The sequence below is a fragment of the Clostridium tanneri genome, assembly GCF_033659955.1.
Taxonomy (GTDB): Bacteria; Bacillota; Clostridia; order Clostridiales; family Clostridiaceae; genus Clostridium_AM; species Clostridium_AM tanneri.
In genome coordinates this window covers 1-18249 of record NZ_JARUJP010000008.1, presented here as the reverse complement: position 1 = coordinate 18249, position 18249 = coordinate 1, and the positions used below count along the sequence as shown (strand labels likewise).

Here is an 18249-nt window from a genome sequence, read left to right as displayed (position 1 = left end):
ATTTTCTCGATATAGAAAACAGCTTACTTTAAGTATAACTATAAGATTTATATATCTAAGGATTCAGCAGCTAAAACATCTAAATTTGTTTCTATCTGTATTGATGAACTATCCTTATTTTTTGATAATATTCCTAAAGTAAATACCTCATAAATAGTTTTAACTGGAATAACTTTCACATCTTGAATTTTTGAGAAACTCTCCTGCCAGTTTTCACTTGGTATTAAGATAGTTTTTGCACCAGCCTTTTTGGCCGCTTGGACTTTTGCATTTACTCCACCAACAGGTTTAACATCTCCATGTATTGATAGTTCTCCAGTCATAGCTACCTCATTGTTAACTGGAATATTTTTTATAGCACTATATACTGCAGTAGCTATACTTATTCCTGCTGAAGGACCATCTACTGGCACTCCTCCAGAAAAATTTATATGTATGTCATACTCATCACAATTTAAATTATATAACTTTTCAATTACAGTTATTACATTTTCCACTGAACACCTTGCGGTACTTTTTCTTATCATCTTCCTATTCTGATTGCTTATCTCTTCTTCCTCTATTATACCTGTTATCCTTATATTGCCCTTTCTAGAACTAACCTTTTTTGCTGTAGCCTCTACTTCCATTACTGCTCCTATATTAGCGCCATAGACTGCTAATCCGTTTACATATCCTATAGTTGGTTTTTCAATTATTTTCTTTTCAGGCCTTGGCGAGTATTGACCATTTTCGATAACCCACTCTACATCGCTCAGTGTAATCTCATTTCTACCATCGTTTAGAGCTATTCCTGATGATAACTGAATTAAATTTACTACATCTCTACCATTTTGCGAGTACCGTCCTACCAATTCTTCTGCTTTCTCTTCTATTGTAAAACCTATTTTATCTACTGCATTCTTAGCTATAATCTGGATTTCTTCCGGAAGAAGGGCCCTGAAAAAAATTTCAACACATCTTGACCTCAAAGCAGGAGTAATTTCTTCTGGATTTCTAGTTGTGGCACCAACAAGCCTAAAATCTGCTGGAAGTCCATTATCAAAAATGTCTTTTATATACGCCGGCATGTTATCATCAGATGAATTATAGTATGAACTATCTAAAAAAACCTTTCTATCTTCTAATACCTTTAACAACTTATTCATCTCTATAGGATGAAGTTCTCCTATTTCGTCAATAAATAGAATTCCTCCATGAGCCTTTGTAACTGCTCCTGCTTTAGGCTGTGGGATACCTGCAACCCCTAGAGGTCCTGCTCCTTGGTATATAGGATCATGCACTGAACCAATTAATGGATCTGCTATACCCCTATCATCAAATCTTATAGTCGTAGCATCAATTTCAATAAACTTTGATTTATCATTAAAGGGTGAAAAGTCCTTTTGCTTTGCATAATTTAATACTAACCTAGCTGCAGCAGTTTTACCAATTCCAGGTGGTCCATATATTATAACATGCTGTGGATTAGGACCGCACAATGCTGCTTGAAGCGCTTTTATTCCCTTCTCCTGACCTATTATTTCACTGAAAGAAGATGGTCTGCTTCTTTCTGTAAGGGGTTCTGTTAACTTTATTTCTCTTAATTTTTTTAGTTTCTCCATCTCTTTTTTATTTTCTTTATCTATTACTATCTTCTTAGATTGTTGACCTTTCAATGTATTAAAAAAGTATAGTCCCATAACAACAGTTACAACAAACTGGATAATCATCCAAGTATACATCATGCTTGAAAACCTCCCTCCAAAATTCCCTTTATTACTTATCTGTTTAGTATTATGCACATCTTCTGGGCAACATATTCCAGTTATCAATTAAGAATTAGGAATTAAGGATTAAGGCTAAGCATCAGTAATTATTTTCATATTAAAGTGCAAAAAAGAGTACCGATTTCCCGGTACCCTTTTTTCTATGCTGATTCTGAGCCTTTTCTAGCTCTAGACTTTTTTACTTTTATAGGTGTTCTCTTTTCACCTTCAGCCTTAATAAGCTCTGGTTCCTTTGTAGTAATTGTTTCTTTATTTACAACTACTTTAGCTATTTCTTCTCTTGAAGGAATTTCGAACATAATATCTTTCATAGTATCTTCAATAATTGCTCTAAGTCCTCTTGCACCTGTATTTCTTTTTAATGCCTCATCAGCTATAGCTTCTAGCGCTTCCTCTGAGAAGTCAAGTTCAACATTATCAATTTCGAAAAGTTTTTTGTATTGTTTTACAAGGGCGTTTTTTGGCTCCTTTAATATGCTTATAAGTGCTTTTCTATCTAAAGCCTCAAGAGTAACTACTATAGGAAGTCTTCCAACAAACTCAGGAATAAGACCAAACTTCAAAAGATCTCCAGGCATTATATCCTTTAAAAGCCTACCTACATCTTTTTCTTTTTTAGACTGAATTTCAGCCCCAAATCCTAAAGTACTTATTCTTGTTCTACTTTCTATTATTTTATCTATTCCATCAAAAGCACCACCACAAATAAATAGTATATTACTTGTATTTATTTGTATGAACTCTTGATGAGGATGTTTTCTTCCACCTTGAGGTGGCACTGAAGCTACTGTACCTTCAAGTATTTTTAACAATGCTTGCTGAACACCTTCTCCAGATACATCTCTTGTTATAGATGGATTTTCTGATTTTCTAGCTATTTTATCAATCTCATCTATATATACTATTCCTCTTTCAGCTCTTTCTATATCGTAATCAGCATTTTGTATTAATTTTAAAAGTATATTTTCAACATCTTCTCCAACATAGCCTGCTTCAGTAAGAGTTGTAGCATCTGCAATAGCGAATGGAACATTTAAGAATTTAGCTAAAGTTTGAGCTAATAAAGTCTTTCCTGATCCAGTTGGACCAAGTAAAAGAATATTACTCTTTTGCAGCTCTACATCATCACTATTGGCATTAGAATTAATTCTTTTGTAATGATTATAAACTGCTACAGCTAGGGATTTCTTTGCTCCATCTTGACCTATTACATATTGGTCGAGATAAGTTTTTATCTCCATAGGCTTTGGAAGAGAACTCATATCTACCTGAACATCTTCTTCAAATTCATCAGTAATTATTTCAGAACAAAGTTCTATACATTCATCACAAATATACACACCTGGCCCTGCTATAAGTCTTCTAACCTGATCCTGAGTTTTGCCGCAGAATGAACATTTTAATTGTTTTTTTTCATCAATTTTGGCCATCTTTACACCTCTCTAAAGGTTATTTCTTTTTTATGACAACTTCATCAATTAAACCATAGTTTTTAGCTTCCTCTGCTGACATAAAGTTATCTCTATCTGTATCTTTCTCAATTACTTCCATTGGTTGCCCTGTTCTTTCACTTAATATAGTATTTAAGTTTTTCTTTATTTTTAGTATTCTTTCTGCATGGATTCCAATATCTGTTGCCTGGCCTTGGAATCCACCAAGTGGTTGATGTATCATTATTTCTGCATTTGGAAGAGCAAATCTCTTTCCTTTTGCACCTGCTGCAAGTAAAAATGCACCCATAGAAGCAGCCATGCCTATGCATATAGTTGATACATCTGGCTTAATATACTGCATTGTATCATAAATTGCCATTCCAGATGTTATAGATCCTCCTGGGCTATTTATGTATAAATATATATCCTTATCTGGATCCTCTGCCTCTAAAAATAACAGCTGAGCTACTACAAGACTCGCAGTAACATCGTTAACTTCCTCGCCTAACATTACTATTCTATCCTTTAAAAGTCTAGAATAAATATCATAGGATCTCTCTCCCCTGTTAGTTTGTTCAACGACTACTGGTACTAAACTCATAAATCTCTCTCCTCCTTTTTATGATCACATAAGTGATTTTACCCATTTGAAAATTATTTATATCAACCTATATAAGGATGAAAACCCAATAAAGTATTAATTTTAAAATTAATTGCCAGAAAAACTCCTGGCAATTAACCCTTAATATATTCTATGCTGTTGCTTTGCTATTATCCACTAACATTTTTATTACTTTTTCATTAACTACATCTAGCTTTAAGTAATTCTTTTGGGATTCAAGAACTAACTTAGCAGTCTTTTCAAGATCCTTACTTCCATATTGTTTAGCCATTTCTGTAGCCTTAGCTAAGAGCTCTTCTTCAGAAGCATCTATATTTTCTACCTTAGCTATTTCTTCAAGTACTAAATCTGTTCTTACTCTCTTTTCAGCTGTTTCTTTCATGTAATCTCTAACTTTTTCCTCAGTGTTATTTGTGTATTGATAATATGTTTTTAGGTCTAATCCTTGATATTGTAATCTCATTTCTAAATCCTTAAGCATATTATCTATTTCTTTGTCTATCATAACAGCTGGGATATCAATTTTTGCATTTGAAGAAACTGCATCAACAACTGCTTCTTCATATTCTCTCTTTGCTTTTAATTCATTTGCTTCTTCCATCTTCTTTTTCATATCAGCTTTTAATTCTTCTAAAGTATCAAATTCTGAAACTTCTTTAGCAAACTCATCATCTAATGTTGGTAATTCTTTTTTCTTTATATCCTTAACAGCAACTTTGAACACAGCTTCTTTGCCGTTTAAGTCTTCTCTACCATATTCTTGTGGGAAAGTAACTACAACGTCTTTTTCGTCACCTTTATTTAAACCTACTAATTGATCTTCAAAGTTATCTATGAAAGTACCTGATCCTATTTCTAATTGATAGTCAGTTCCTTCTCCGCCTTCGAAAGCTACATCGCCAACAAAACCTTTAAAATCTATTACTGCCATGTCGCCTTTTTCTATGCTTCCTTCTTCCTTGGTTTCCACTCTTGCATTCTTTTCTTGCATTGCTTTTAATTCATTTTCTATTTCTTCATCTTTTACTTCATATACAGGTTTCTTTACTTCTACAGCTTTATATTCTCCTAGTTGCACTTCTGGAAGAACTGTAACTGTGGCAGTATAAACAAAGTCCTTACCCTCTCCTACTTCAACTATGTCAATTTGAGGATAATCAACTGGTTTTATGTTATGTTCTTTTAATGCTTCTGGATATGTATCATCGCAGCAGAAATTTATGGCATCTTCGTAAAATACTCCTTCACCATAGTATTTCTTTATTATGTTCATTGGGGCTTTACCTTTTCTAAAGCCTGGTATATTGAATTGTTTTCCATTCTTAGCGAAGGCCTTTTTCATAGCCTCATTGAATTTGTCTGATCCTACTGTTATTTCTAGTTTAACAATATTATTTTCTATTTTTTCCATTTTAGTGTTCATTATACTTTCCTCCTAATCGTCCGTGCTTATGTTAACCATATTATTATAACATATATTTAAAAGTATTAACATATGCTACTTAATCTTATACAATTTTTAGTATATGCGGCTTTTTTCAGTGTAAATTAAAATTTCTGTATTAATAATTATATACCAAAAAACATAATTTTTACAATTATTTTTTTATTTTATAATGGATTGATGCAAAAAATTTTTCGCCGAAATTAGCTCATCATAACTAGAGTAATTATCGCTGTAAACCTCAATAATTCCTACTCTATTATAACCTATTTCCTTTAATTTACAACAGATTTTTTTGTAATCTACATCCCCTTTTCCAGGCAATAAACAAATGTTATCTTTATCCCTATCATTTATGTGGAAATTAATCAAATTCCCCCCCATAATTTCTAGGTATTTTTCAGGATTATTACCTGCTTTATATGCCTGCTTTATATCTAAAGTAAAATGAATCGGATACTTACAACTTTCTTTTATCCTATATAAAAAATCTAATTCTGAAGACATGCACCAAGAAACATTTTCCTGTGCAAGCTTAATTCCTTCCTCGTTAGCAGTGTATACTAGCTTATTATATACTTCTGATATAAACTCCTTATTTATGAAATCAAACTTTTGCAGTCTCATGCCGTGGAAGGTATAACATTCTGCACCTAAAAGCCTTGCTGCCTTACATATCTTCTTAAAGTATATAAACATGTCATCTCGCCTTCTTTTATAACTATCAAAGAGGTAAGGTTCAAAAGAAGATGAAAATCCATGTACAGAATGAATATTAAAATTTTGTTCATTCTTTTCTTGCAAAAGCTGCTTTATAAAGTCCTCTTCATACTCACTAGGACTATTTAAAAATATTTCCCCACAATGAAAACCTAAGTCCTTCATTAAATGTATACTATCTTCAGTTTTAACATTGGGATAAAAACTAGCTGATGATAAACCTATCTCCATTAAATCCTCCAAGTCCCCTAAATATTTAGTCATTTATTCACTTATATTCCCAGATGCATCTAAGAAAACTGTTCTCCCATCTGAAGTAACTGTTACTCCCTTATCTGTCAAATCACCTAGAGTGATATCCTCGCCCTCTATCCCCTGTACAAGAATATGACTTTTATCCTTTAAATTTTCAATCCAAATATATTTAGTAGTCTTTCCTAACCAAGGCAGTTGACTTATATATGCAATGTTATCTTCGTCTATGAATTTGGGCGAAGAACACCAAATGTAATCTGGTTGACTAGATAACTGAGAATCCTTTGATATTACCGTTCCACTAGTTGAAGTATATTGTGGATTCGTTACATCCTGCTTATTACCATTTACATCTATTAAAATAATACTTTGAACCTTGTTATCGAACACAACCATGCTTTGTTTTGAGGGACTCATACTGTAACTAACATTATTCTCTGCTGGTGCTATTTCTTTAAATAGCTTGTTATTATCTTTAACCTCATATACTGCAGTTATAGTCTTCCCATCACTTAGGTGTATATCATAGCCCTCTGGCTTCTTATCTTTACCATTTTCCTTTGTCTCTGTTTTTTTAGGCTCTTCCTTTTCGGAATTCTTAGGGTCTATAGTTTTTACATCCTTTTTATCCGTTGTGGTTAAGTTCTTTGTCATATCTTTTCTTACCTCTTCAAATATGCCCTTCACAGACATAACAGCAAAAACAATTATAATAATAGATAGACAGCCTATAAAAACTATTCTTCTTTTCCTTCTTTTCATCTGCTTTTCATAATCTTTACTAAATATACTTGGCTTCACCACAACTAATTCCTCCTATATACATTTAAATATATTAATTCAACATAAGTTCTATATAAGAATTTACTTCTCTAACTTCTCTATATTAACACTATTTCCAATAATTCATTATTTATTATAACTCAAAAAAATGAAAAATAATAATAAATTTTTCTAAATTCAGCTTTTTACTCATTTAGTGATTAAGTAAAAGTTGTTATTTCAAAAACATAAAAAAATGTCTCAAGTCCTAAGACTTGAGACCAAAATAAAAATAAAATAAAATACAAATAAAACACAAATAAAACACAAATAAAACTTTAAGAAAAATACTCAGCTATAAATCTATATAAAATTTGTAGCTAACATTAATTAATTTTTCTGCTGCCTGGCTTAACGTATGGTATTCCCTCTTTACATAGAGGACAATCTTCTTTGTCATAGCTTTTTATATGAAGCTTCATTGCATCATATACAGGATAAGGAAGTTCATTTCCCTCTCCTCTTCTATCAACCAAACAACAGATTCCAACTACTTCTCCTCCCTGAGCTTCTATAACCTTAGCAACCTCTAGAGAAGACTTTCCTGTAGTTATAACATCCTCTGATATTATAACCTTTTGTCCTTTTTTAATTTCAAAACCTCTTCTTATAGTCATTATGTTATCCTGTCTTTCAGCAAATATTCCAGGCTTTCCTGTTTGTCTTGCTAATTCATAGGAAACAACTACCCCACCCATAGCAGGGCCAACTATTATGTCAAAATCTATATTTTTAAGCTTTTGTGCAACTATATTTAAAACTTTTTCAGCCTTATCAGGATACTGTAAAAGCTTTGCACATTGGCAGTACATATCGCTGTGTCTTCCTGAGGACAGTAGAAAGTGACCTTCTAATAATGCCTCACATTCTTTAAAAATATCTATAATAAACTTTTGATTATTTTCCATAATACTTACCTCCGAATTTTTCAGTTAACGACTTATTTAGTCCTTTTCCTTGTATTTCTACTAAAAGTGTATAAGTTAACTTAAATTATCCCTTTAATCTCACTTATGTTGCTTATGCCTTCCTTTTCCATGTATCTCTCTATTCCCTGGATTATATCTACACATATGTCTGGCTTAATAAAGTTTGCAGTACCAACTTGAACTGCATGGGCACCTGCCATTATAAATTCTATTGCATCCTGCCAAGAACATATTCCCCCTAGACCTATTACGGGAATATTTACAACCCTTGATACTTCATAAACCATTCTAAGTGCAATAGGTTTTATTGCAGGCCCTGAAAGTCCTGCTGTTATATTATTAAATATAGGTTGTCTTCTTTTTATATCTATGGCCATTCCCTTAAAAGTGTTTATAAGAGATATTCCATCTGCTCCTGCCTCGCAACAGCTATAAGCCATATCTACAATATCCTCCGCATTAGGTGATAACTTAACAATTAGCGGCTTCCTACAAAACTTCTTTACTTCTTCTGTAACTTTATAGGCAACTTCAGATTTTATTCCAAAGGCTACCCCTCCTGATTTTACATTTGGACAAGATATATTAAGCTCTATTACATCAACCTCTGAAGAACTTAACTTTTCTGCCCCTTTTATGTAATCCTCAATAGTTCCTCCACCTAAGTTGGCTATAACAACAGTATCCAGTTCCTTCATTTTTGGGAGTTCATTTTGTATAAAATAGTCTATCCCTGGGTTTTGAAGTCCTACGCTATTTAACATTCCACCTCTTGTTTCGTAAACTCTAATGCCCTCATTTCCTTCCTTTGGATTTAAAGTAAGTCCCTTTGAGCTTATTCCCCCAAGCTTAGATACGTCATATAACTCCCTGTACTCTTGTCCAAATCCAAATGTGCCAGAAGCAGCAATAACTGGATTTTTAAACTTTACACCACATATATCAACTTCAAGCATTAAATATGCCTCCTTCTTATGTGCTGAATAATGAAAATAATTCTATAATTATCAAACTTTAATATAAAATATTAATCTATTTCTAAATCGCTTCCTAAGAATACTGGTCCATCCTTGCATGTTCTCTTATTTCCATTTCTAGTCTTACAGGTACAAACAAGGCAGGCTCCAATACCACAAGCCATATGTTTTTCCATGGAAACATACGAGGTTACATTTGCTTCATTACAGACCTTCACCACTTTATTCATCATAATTTCTGGTCCACAACATAACACCATATCATAATTTCCTGGGGAAAATACTTCTGTTATATACCCCCTATGTCCTTCTTTTCCATTCTCAGTAGATACCTGTATGCTTTTCACGTATTTCTTAAATTCCTGTAGACCATAGGTCTCTTCTCTAAAACCAGCATAAAGGTCTATTTCACAATCCTCTAATCTCTCCGCTGCATATAACATAGGCGCAACTCCTATGCCTCCTGTAACAATTGCAACTTTCCCCTTTATCTTTTCTATATCAAATCCATTTCCTAAAGGCCCCATTAACTGTATCTTATTCCCCTCTGTTACTTCACTTAAAAGTTTGGTACCTTCGCCATAAACCTGATATAAGAATGTTATCTTTTCTTCACTAATTTCATTTATACTTATTGGCCTACCTAGAAGCGGTTCATTTTCCCAGCTTCTTAACATATAAAATTGACCTGGATTTCCGTTAAAGTTTCCCTTCACTACTAATCTATATATTCCATCAGTTATTTGGACATTTTCATAAACTATTCCATCTATATAATCAATCTTAAGTTTCTTCATAAACTCCTATCCACCCTTATATTGAGAGATTTTATTAATACTTAGTAAGACTTTTTAGTATATCATCCTTCATTCTTATAACTTCTTTTCTTGCGTAGTCTCCAAAATCTCTTTCTCCATTATCCTTATCTCTATAGGCAAGTAGTATTCCCCTAGATGAGTTAACTACGCCACCATTTCCATCTTTTAAATAGAGTGCTACATCTTCTGCTTTTCCTCCCTGAGCTCCATAACCAGGTATTAGGAAAAACATCTTATTTAATTTATTCCTTAACTCAATTGCCTCTTCAGTATTGGTACAACCTACTACTCCGCCTAAGGAGCTGAATCCGCAGCTTCCCATATACTTATCTCCTAATTGCTGAATCTTTTCACCGACTACAGTATATAACTTTTTGTTTTTATTAGTGTCTAAATACTGTATATCCTTTGCCCCTTCATTTGAAGTTCTTACTAAGACAAATAACCCCTTTTCTTTATTACTAACATAAGGTAAATATGGTTCTAATCCGTCAAGCCCCATATAGGGATTTAGCGTTATAAAGTCACTTTCAAAGTCTCCTTCAAAATGTGCCTTTGCGTACATTTCAGCTGTTTTAGCTATATCTCCTCTTTTTATGTCTGCTATAACGATGCCTTTCCTACTCTTTAAGTAATCTAGAGTTTTTTTATAGGCTCTTAGACCTTCAAGCCCTAATGCTTCATAATATGCTATTTGAATTTTATAGCAGGCTGCTACATCTAAAGTAGCATCTACTATTGTTCTATTATATTCAAATACTCCATCCTCAATTGAAGTATATTTATTTAAAAATTCATTGGGTATATAATCTAAAGCAGTATCCAAACCAACACAGACATGCCCTTTTTCTCGCACACTTTCAAATAACTTATCTATAATCATAATCAAGGCAGCTCCATTCTTATTTATTTTCAAGTCCTGTTACAAGTTTACTCCCGTGAAAAAACAACTTTCCCACCTTTAATTGTTTTTTTAATTCTTCCATAAACAGATGCTCCATCGAAAGGAGTATTTTTTCCTTTTGATTTAAATTCACTAGAACATATAGTGTAGCCTTTATCTGTGTCTACAAGAACTATATCTCCATCATAGCCAATTTTTATTTGTCCTTTGTTAACTCCCATTATATAAGCTGGATTTCTCGACATTAATTCCGAAAGTTTACTTAGTGTTATATGTCCTTTTTTCACTAAACTTGTATAGCATACAGCAAAAGCTGTTTCTATTCCTGATATACCAGGAGCTCCTCTTTTTTTATCCTCTATTGTGTGTGGTGCATGATCTGTAGCTATTGCATCTACCCAGCCTTCTTTTATTGACTTTATTAAAAAATCAACATCACTTTCTGTTCTAATTGGCGGGTTAACACTGTAGTCATTGTCTACAAGTGCTATATGATGGGGAGTAACCTCACAGCTTAAGTTATGTCCCTTATTCTTAGCTTGTATGATATATTCCATAGTCTCTTTTGTACTAACATGTGCCATATGAACCGGACAACCTGTAAACTGCGCTAGAGTAATATTTCTCCATGCCATTGTATTCTCTGCTAATCTAGTATCTACGCTTGTAAGAGAATGCTCTTCAGAGTGACAGATTACTATTCTTCCGCTTTTTCCTGCCTTTACCATAGCTTCAAGCATTACTTTGCTGTTCATAATATCTCGTCCGTCATCAGATATCATTTTCACCTTTGAATCTAGTTTATCCAAGTGTGTTAAATCATCTCCAGCAAGGTTATTGGTAATAGAGGCAACCTGATGAGCATCTATAAGACCTACTTCTTTAACTTTGTCTAAAACATAATTTATAGTATCCATATCACTGCATACAGGATCAGTATTTGCCATCAAGTTTACCATGGTATATCCACCTCGAACTGCTGCTCCACTTCCACTATATATATCTTCTTTATTAGTAAAACCAGGTTCTCTAAAATGACTATGGAGGTCTAGGAAAGATGGTAACACTATGGAACCTTTAGCATCTATAGTGCTGCAACTTTTATCTAAATTTTCTCCAATTTCAACTATTTTACCGTTATTTATATAAATATCGCCATTAAAATCCTGTGACCAATCAACTATTCTTCCATTCTTTATTAGTAATTCCATAAATATATTTCCCTCCTCTTCTTGTAGGCTTATAATGAAACTTTATATATTTCATCACAGTATATGCACCTATATTCTCCATTTTTGTCATCTACAAGATAGAATATATGGGATATATCCCTTTCCATAGAGGTAATACATCTTGGATTTTTGCACTTTATAATATTTTCAACCTTATCAGGTAATTCTAGCTTAATCTTCCTCTTTATATTTTCATTTTCTATTAAATTTATAGTTATATTAGGATCTATGAACCCTAGTACATTAAACTCTAAATCTAAAATGTTATCTATCTTTATTATGTCTTTTCTTCCCATCTTTTTACTTTCCACATTCATAATAAGTGCAACGGAATACCCTACCTCATGAAGTCCTAAGTAATTAAAGAGCTTAATACCCTGTCCTGCTTTTATATGATCTATTACTATGCCATTCTTAATACTATTTATTGTTAACACCAGTTCTTCCCCCTTAACTTATTATCTAAGTCCTAAAAGCTTAGCAATTAATGCCATCCTTACGTACATTCCATACTTAGCCTGTTTAAAATAACATGCTCTCGGATCCTCATCAATTTCGTAAGATATTTCATTAACCCTTGGCAGAGGGTGAAGAATCACTAGTTCACTAGTTCCCTTATTTATTTTATTTTTATCTAATATATAGCTATCCTTAAGTCTTATATAGTCTTCCTCATTAAAAAATCTTTCTCTTTGAACTCTTGTCATATATAGTATATCCAGTTGCCCTATAACTTCTTCCAACTTTTCACATTCCATAAACTCAGAGTTACTTTTCACAAGATCTTTTCTTGTGTATTCTGGCACTCTCAATTCATCCGGCGATACCAAAATGAATTTGTTATCTTCATACCTAGATAAAGCTTTTATAAGTGAATGTACAGTTCTTCCAAACTTTAAGTCTCCACAAAAACCCACTTTTAGATTAGATAACCTTCCCTTTATTCTTTTAATTGTCAGAAGATCCGTAAGGGTTTGAGTGGGATGTTGATGTCCACCATCTCCTGCATTTATTATCGGTATGGAAGAATATATTGAAGCAACCTTTGGAGCACCCTCCTTTGGGTGTCTCATAGCTATTATATCTGCATAGCACGCTACTGTTCTTACAGTATCTGCTACACTTTCTCCTTTTGAAACTGAACTGGAATTTGCTTCTGAAAAACCTATGACCTGTCCTCCAAGTCTTAGCATCGCAGCTTCAAAGCTAAGTCTTGTCCTAGTGCTAGGTTCATAAAATAGTGTGGCTAGTATTTTGCCATGGCACAGATTTGAAAACTCTTCTGGGTTTGCAATAATTTGATTTGATAACTGAAAAATTTCATCAAGTTCTTCTATGGAGTAGTCCATAGGATCTATTAAATGTGTTCCTTTTAACATATAGCTTCCTCCTTCTTAGCCTCTCTGGGCTAAATTTAAAGGTATAAAAAATGCCTTCCTTAAAAAGGAAGGCATGAATACACTAATAAATAGTATAAAATATATACTAACTCTCACTGCCTTCTTAGTCTCACAGGACTATTTTAAAGGTACAATACAAAATTTATTTGATTTTTATTATTTTAATCATACCATGAGTTTTGTAATAAGTCAATAATTATCTTACCCCTTTTGCCATAATTGCTGCACCTATAGCTCCTGCATATCTGCCTAATGGACTGGTTTTTACCGTGGTGCCAAGCTTTTCAGATAGCTTTTCAATTATATAGTCATTCTCACTTAAACCGCCAGTTAGAAAATATCCAAAGCTATCTGAATGTTTTTGACATAAGGTTTTCACCTTACTTGTTATAGAGTCTACTACTCCATAAGCTATATCTTCTCGTTTTTTACCCTTTCCAATTAAGCTTATCACCTCTGATTCTGCGAATACAGTACACATAGAGCTTATAGTGGTTTCTTTCCCTTCTTTTGCCATCCTACAAAGTTCAGTTATGTCTAGTCCTAGAGTATTAGCCATTAATTCCAAAAACCTTCCAGTGCCTGCCGCGCACTTATCATTCATTGTAAAATTAGTTACGTTACCATTTTGCACAGTAATAACTTTTGTGTCCTGTCCTCCTATATCTATGATTGTGCAGTCCTTGCCAAAAAGGTAATATGCACCCTTCCCATGACAGGTTATCTCTGTTAGAGTTTTATCAGCATAAGGAACGGATACCCTACCGTATCCCGTAGCAACAACCTTAGAATTTGACACATTTATACCGAGTTCCTCTAATCTTTCTTTTATTTCCTCTGATGTTTTTACACTACTCCATCCTGTAGGCAGCACGAAAGTATCTGTTATTTCATCATTTTCCAAAATGCATACCTTTGAAGCAGTGGAACCTATATCTATTCCTACGTAAAACATAATAACACCACCTTGTTAACCTAAATATGGATTAGTAAATTTTTTATTCACAGAGTGAAGCCCCAAAGTATTCACACTGTTATTATTTATTATACACTTTATTTTTTCTTCATCTTGAATATCATACATTATTGATATGCCACAGGATGCTGAGAGCTCTCTTGGAGTTGGTACTATTGTATATTTTATTTTTTCCTTTTTAAGCAACCCTTCTAACTTCATACCTTCTGTATGAGAAGGAAAAAGTACATAGTATCTGACCTGTTCCATTCTACTCACCCTTATTCCTTATTTTATTAAATACTCCCATAAAACAAGGCTGCTTACTAAGCACAGCTTAATAATTGCAGCCTTTTCACTTTAAATCATTTCTAAAAATGCTTCTACTCTTGTCTTAATCTGCCCTGAATCCTCTGTTGAGTAATCTGTTTCTATATGAATATTAGGTATATTATTTTCCCTAAGTGCCTTTTCAACTTCATTGTGTTCAATAGCATAAGTATGACAGAAAGATAGATTGCAATCTATTACTCCATCTGCATCATATTCCTTAGAATATCTAATTATATCATCTGTTCTTCCGTGATTTGGTGTAAAACAAGCACAGTTTATATTTAAATATCTATCTGCAAGATTTTTAATTAAATCTTCGATAGTATCTCCCTCTTCAGACACTTCATTTTCAAAATATCTTGTTCCAGTACATGTCTCTTCAACAACTACATCTGCATTTAAGCTTTCAATTATTGAATGAAGCTTCCAATTAGGTATTGCCATCGGAGTTCCTGTTATTAATATTCTCTTTTTATCACTAGTACTTGAATTTTTTACTCTTTCATCTAATTCATCGCAAAGTTCATTTAGCTTCTCTGTAAATCTAATAGGATCATCATTAAAGGCAATTTGTGATATTAAAAGAACATCTAGTCCACTTATTGGTGATGGTTTATGTTTTCTTAAATCAGATAACCTTTTTAATGCTCTTCTCTTAGCATTTGCAATTTTTATTCCTTCTTTTAATGATTCTACAGTAACTTTGTTTCCTGTTAACTCTTCCATCTTGCTAATGAAAATCTTTATTTCATCCATCCACATTTTATAGTCTTTTTCTCTCTTCATTTGTGGAAGGTCCATAACATGAACTGGTACATATTCATCTAAAATTTCCCAAGCCTTTTTCTTACCATCACAGGTTGTTTCTCCAATAACCATGTCACAGGATTCGAAATAAGGGCATGTACCACTCAACTTAGCACCCATAAATGCTTTTATTAGTGGACATAAATTTCTTGGAAGAACCTTTTCTCCATCTTCAACCCAAAACTGTGAACCAGCACAAAGTCCTACTGCAATAGCATTTGCAGCAAATATAACTTCATCTGGAACAAATACGCAGAAGGTACCTATTACCTTACCACCCTTTTTCTTATGTTCATCTAATTCTTGAATTCTTAAACCATGTACCTCTGAAAACACAAAATTAAAATAGTTCATTCCATCTGGTCTATTTTCTTGATTTAAATATGTATCTGAAAATAGTCCTGGTAAAACTGCACATAACTGATCATGTTTTTCTAAGTCCATTCCTAAATCTGACCATAACTTTCTATAATCTCCCATTGTTATCCCTCCATTGTTTTGTACAGTATAATTTTAACATAAGAGGAACTGAACAGGTTATTTTAATATATTATTCTTTGAAGTCCATCTATAACTTAAACAAATAACGAAAAAAGATAGATGCCAGTGCAAAAGCACTGGCATCTATCCAATAATTTTATCATTCTATATAAACTATTTAATCTATATAGGAAGATACATGTAAAAATTACTTATGAACCTCAACTAGGTATCCATTTTCTTTTAAACTCTTAATTATTTCTTCGCCATGTTCTTGAGACTGTACAGTAACCTCGAAACATACATCTGCAAAGTCTAATCCTTTTTTATTCCAGTTGTTGTTTTGTCTTGCAGTAACAACGTTTCCGCCCATGTTTCCTACTTCAGATATTAAAGCACCTAATGTTCCTGCTTTATCTTGAAGCTCAACTGTAAATCTTATTCTTCTATTTAAAAGAACTAATTCTCTTTCTATTATTTTAGAAACAGTAGCTATATCTACATTTCCACCACTAATTAAAGCAACTACATTTTTACCTTTAATTCCATCTATTTTACCAGCTAATAAAGCTGCCATAGTTGAAGCTCCTGCTCCCTCTGCTATTAATTTATTTCTTTCCATTAATGAGAACATACCTAAAGCAATTTCATCTTCACTTACAGTAACAACCTCATCTACGTATTTTTGTATATACTTGAAGCACTCATCTCCTGGTGTACTAACAGATATACCATCTGCTAATGATTTAGCTCCTGGTAATGTTACAACCTGTCCTTTTTCTAAAGAAGCTTTAGTTGATGCTACTATTTCTGGCTGAACACCTACTACTCTAATTGAAGGCTTTATAGATTTAACAGCAGTTGCAATACCAGCTATTAATCCGCCCCCACCTATTGGAACTACTATAACATCTGCTTCTGGTAATTCTTCTAACATTTCAAGACCTGCTGTTCCTTGACCAGCCATTACATCTAAATCATTGAAAGGATGTAAGAAAGTTGCTCCTGTCTCTTTTTGTAATTCTACGGCTTTTGCATAGCACTCATCATATACTTGTCCAGCTTGTACTACTTCAGCGCCATATCCTTTAGTAGCGGTTACTTTAGCTTGTGGAGCTGTAACTGGCATAACAATTGTAGCCTTAACACCAAATGCTGTTGCAGCATAAGCAACTCCTTGTGCATGGTTTCCTGCTGAAGAAGCTATAACTCCTTTTTGCTTTTCTTCCTCTGTTAAGTTAACTAGTTTATTGTAAGCACCTCTTAATTTGAACGCTCCAGTTTTTTGCTTATTTTCGCACTTTAAGTATAAATTGCAATCACATTGATTTGAGAAAGTACTTGTATAGAATAAAGGTGTTTTTCTTGCCACTCCTTTGATGTTTTCTTGCGCTTTCTTAATTCTTTCTAAATTTAATTCCATAATTGTTTCCCCCTACTCATATTTATAATTATATACATTATTTGACCTTATTAATGTGTTTATTTAAAACATCATGAATTTAACATTACACACCTAAAAGCTGCCAATATTTATACGCTGATAAATTTCGACATAAAGAAACGTTTACAGGTGATGAAAAAAAATTCACAATTAAATTCATACATAATAATACATTAAATCCACAATTTATATCAAATTATATAATAATATTATATAATTTCTTCAACTTTCGATTACATTTTAGCACATATATAAAATTTATACAATTCAATTTTGTGCTGAATTTGTTGTTTTTTTAACACTTTTTCGGGTATATTGACGTATTACATTCACTTTTCGCAATAATTATTGCAGAATAAAATTATAAAAGGCTATTTTCTTTGATACCAATATGTATGTTATTAGTACAGTAACCATTAATTAAAATATAATAAAACTATACAGAAAGTACCTACGCGCATAAAAAAACAGCTTTTAGAAAATCCAAAAACTGTTTACCTCTCCAAACAATTATATAGCAATATTTGAAATTAATTTTGGTGCGCCCAGCAGGAGTCGAACCTGCGGCCTCTGGATTCGAAGTCCATCACTCTATCCAACTGAGCTATGGGCGCTCACAGGATACTAGTACATTTCTATACTTCGAACTATTCTACAACTAATACTGTATAAAATACTTTTAAAAATATAAATGGAGCGGGTGAAGGGAATCGAACCCTCGTAACTAGCTTGGAAGGCTAGCACTCTACCATTGAGTTACACCCGCATGTTATTGGAGCGGAAGATGGGATTCGAACCCACGACGTTCACCTTGGCAAGGTGACGCTCTACCACTGAGCCACTCCCGCTTATTTACTACTATCTATATATCGTAATGATAGACTAAATATCTATCAAGTTTTTAA

General features: G+C 33.1%; 17 protein-coding genes and 3 tRNA genes. All 20 read right to left on the bottom strand.

Annotated features, from left to right (window positions below):
- Positions 1-47: 47 nt before the first annotated feature.
- On the bottom strand, positions 48-1727 hold the full coding sequence (gene lonB / locus P8V03_RS08485) for an ATP-dependent protease LonB (protein WP_318797861.1): 1680 nt from the start codon (positions 1725-1727) through the stop codon (positions 48-50).
- A 182-nt stretch (positions 1728-1909) separates the two neighbouring features.
- Positions 1910-3199 carry an ATP-dependent Clp protease ATP-binding subunit ClpX gene (clpX, locus tag P8V03_RS08480; RefSeq protein ID WP_261672951.1) on the bottom strand — a complete coding sequence of 430 codons (1290 nt, stop codon included), beginning with the start codon at positions 3197-3199 and terminating at the stop codon, positions 1910-1912.
- Between the two features lie 19 nt (positions 3200-3218).
- Positions 3219-3803, bottom strand: a complete 585-nt coding sequence (clpP, locus tag P8V03_RS08475) for an ATP-dependent Clp endopeptidase proteolytic subunit ClpP (RefSeq protein WP_261672952.1) — start codon at positions 3801-3803, stop codon at positions 3219-3221.
- A 151-nt stretch (positions 3804-3954) separates the two neighbouring features.
- Complete coding sequence (gene tig, locus P8V03_RS08470) at positions 3955-5247, bottom strand: trigger factor (protein WP_318797860.1); 1293 nt, start codon at positions 5245-5247, stop codon at positions 3955-3957.
- 183 nt (positions 5248-5430) lie between these two features.
- The gene (locus tag P8V03_RS08465; protein ID WP_318797859.1) at positions 5431-6219 is read right to left on the bottom strand and encodes a sugar phosphate isomerase/epimerase family protein; all 789 of its coding nucleotides are present in this window, start codon (positions 6217-6219) and stop codon (positions 5431-5433) included.
- A 33-nt stretch (positions 6220-6252) separates the two neighbouring features.
- Complete coding sequence (locus tag P8V03_RS08460; RefSeq protein WP_318797858.1) at positions 6253-7047, bottom strand: hypothetical protein; 795 nt, start codon at positions 7045-7047, stop codon at positions 6253-6255.
- A 344-nt stretch (positions 7048-7391) separates the two neighbouring features.
- Positions 7392-7973: an orotate phosphoribosyltransferase gene (gene pyrE / locus P8V03_RS08455; RefSeq protein ID WP_261672955.1), complete on the bottom strand. Its 582-nt coding sequence runs from the start codon at positions 7971-7973 to the stop codon at positions 7392-7394.
- A gap of 80 nt (positions 7974-8053) precedes the next feature.
- Positions 8054-8950, bottom strand: a complete 897-nt coding sequence (locus tag P8V03_RS08450) for a dihydroorotate dehydrogenase (RefSeq protein ID WP_318797857.1) — start codon at positions 8948-8950, stop codon at positions 8054-8056.
- A gap of 71 nt (positions 8951-9021) precedes the next feature.
- On the bottom strand, positions 9022-9768 hold the full coding sequence (locus P8V03_RS08445; protein ID WP_318797856.1) for a dihydroorotate dehydrogenase electron transfer subunit: 747 nt from the start codon (positions 9766-9768) through the stop codon (positions 9022-9024).
- Between the two features lie 34 nt (positions 9769-9802).
- The gene (gene pyrF, locus P8V03_RS08440) at positions 9803-10672 is read right to left on the bottom strand and encodes an orotidine-5'-phosphate decarboxylase (RefSeq protein ID WP_318797855.1); all 870 of its coding nucleotides are present in this window, start codon (positions 10670-10672) and stop codon (positions 9803-9805) included.
- A 47-nt stretch (positions 10673-10719) separates the two neighbouring features.
- The gene (locus P8V03_RS08435; RefSeq protein ID WP_318797854.1) at positions 10720-11904 is read right to left on the bottom strand and encodes a dihydroorotase; all 1185 of its coding nucleotides are present in this window, start codon (positions 11902-11904) and stop codon (positions 10720-10722) included.
- A gap of 29 nt (positions 11905-11933) precedes the next feature.
- Entirely contained in the window at positions 11934-12362 is a 429-nt protein-coding gene (locus tag P8V03_RS08430; protein ID WP_318797853.1) for an aspartate carbamoyltransferase regulatory subunit, read from the bottom strand.
- A 21-nt stretch (positions 12363-12383) separates the two neighbouring features.
- Positions 12384-13304, bottom strand: coding sequence for an aspartate carbamoyltransferase (gene pyrB, locus P8V03_RS08425; protein WP_261672960.1), 921 nt, complete (start codon positions 13302-13304; stop codon positions 12384-12386).
- 217 nt (positions 13305-13521) lie between these two features.
- Entirely contained in the window at positions 13522-14280 is a 759-nt protein-coding gene (locus P8V03_RS08420; RefSeq protein ID WP_318797852.1) for an acyl-CoA dehydratase activase, read from the bottom strand.
- A gap of 15 nt (positions 14281-14295) precedes the next feature.
- Positions 14296-14550 (bottom strand): putative Se/S carrier protein, encoded by a 255-nt coding sequence (locus P8V03_RS08415; protein ID WP_318797851.1) that lies wholly within the window; start codon positions 14548-14550, stop codon positions 14296-14298.
- Positions 14551-14640: 90 nt separating this feature from the next.
- Positions 14641-15900, bottom strand: coding sequence for a double-cubane-cluster-containing anaerobic reductase (locus P8V03_RS08410; RefSeq protein ID WP_318797850.1), 1260 nt, complete (start codon positions 15898-15900; stop codon positions 14641-14643).
- 208 nt (positions 15901-16108) lie between these two features.
- A complete protein-coding gene (gene ilvA, locus P8V03_RS08405) occupies positions 16109-17323 on the bottom strand; it encodes a threonine ammonia-lyase (RefSeq protein WP_318797849.1) in 1215 nt (404 codons plus the stop codon).
- Between the two features lie 558 nt (positions 17324-17881).
- Positions 17882-17958, bottom strand: a tRNA-Arg gene (locus P8V03_RS08400).
- A 78-nt stretch (positions 17959-18036) separates the two neighbouring features.
- Positions 18037-18110, bottom strand: a tRNA-Gly gene (locus tag P8V03_RS08395).
- A gap of 7 nt (positions 18111-18117) precedes the next feature.
- A tRNA-Gly gene (locus tag P8V03_RS08390) sits at positions 18118-18192 on the bottom strand.
- Between the last annotated feature and the right edge of the window lie 57 nt (positions 18193-18249).

Coding starts and splice junctions, on each gene's coding strand:
- lonB (WP_318797861.1), bottom strand. CDS start 1,727: ATGATGTATACTTGGATGATTATCCAGTTTGTTGTAACTGTTGTTATG.
- clpX (WP_261672951.1), bottom strand. CDS start 3,199: ATGGCCAAAATTGATGAAAAAAAACAATTAAAATGTTCATTCTGCGGC.
- clpP (WP_261672952.1), bottom strand. CDS start 3,803: ATGAGTTTAGTACCAGTAGTCGTTGAACAAACTAACAGGGGAGAGAGA.
- tig (WP_318797860.1), bottom strand. CDS start 5,247: ATGAACACTAAAATGGAAAAAATAGAAAATAATATTGTTAAACTAGAA.
- P8V03_RS08465 (WP_318797859.1), bottom strand. CDS start 6,219: ATGGAGATAGGTTTATCATCAGCTAGTTTTTATCCCAATGTTAAAACT.
- pyrE (WP_261672955.1), bottom strand. CDS start 7,973: ATGGAAAATAATCAAAAGTTTATTATAGATATTTTTAAAGAATGTGAG.
- P8V03_RS08450 (WP_318797857.1), bottom strand. CDS start 8,950: ATGCTTGAAGTTGATATATGTGGTGTAAAGTTTAAAAATCCAGTTATT.
- P8V03_RS08445 (WP_318797856.1), bottom strand. CDS start 9,768: ATGAAGAAACTTAAGATTGATTATATAGATGGAATAGTTTATGAAAAT.
- pyrF (WP_318797855.1), bottom strand. CDS start 10,672: ATGATTATAGATAAGTTATTTGAAAGTGTGCGAGAAAAAGGGCATGTC.
- P8V03_RS08435 (WP_318797854.1), bottom strand. CDS start 11,904: ATGGAATTACTAATAAAGAATGGAAGAATAGTTGATTGGTCACAGGAT.
- pyrB (WP_261672960.1), bottom strand. CDS start 13,304: ATGTTAAAAGGAACACATTTAATAGATCCTATGGACTACTCCATAGAA.
- P8V03_RS08420 (WP_318797852.1), bottom strand. CDS start 14,280: ATGTTTTACGTAGGAATAGATATAGGTTCCACTGCTTCAAAGGTATGC.
- P8V03_RS08415 (WP_318797851.1), bottom strand. CDS start 14,550: ATGGAACAGGTCAGATACTATGTACTTTTTCCTTCTCATACAGAAGGT.
- P8V03_RS08410 (WP_318797850.1), bottom strand. CDS start 15,900: ATGGGAGATTATAGAAAGTTATGGTCAGATTTAGGAATGGACTTAGAA.
- ilvA (WP_318797849.1), bottom strand. CDS start 17,323: ATGGAATTAAATTTAGAAAGAATTAAGAAAGCGCAAGAAAACATCAAA.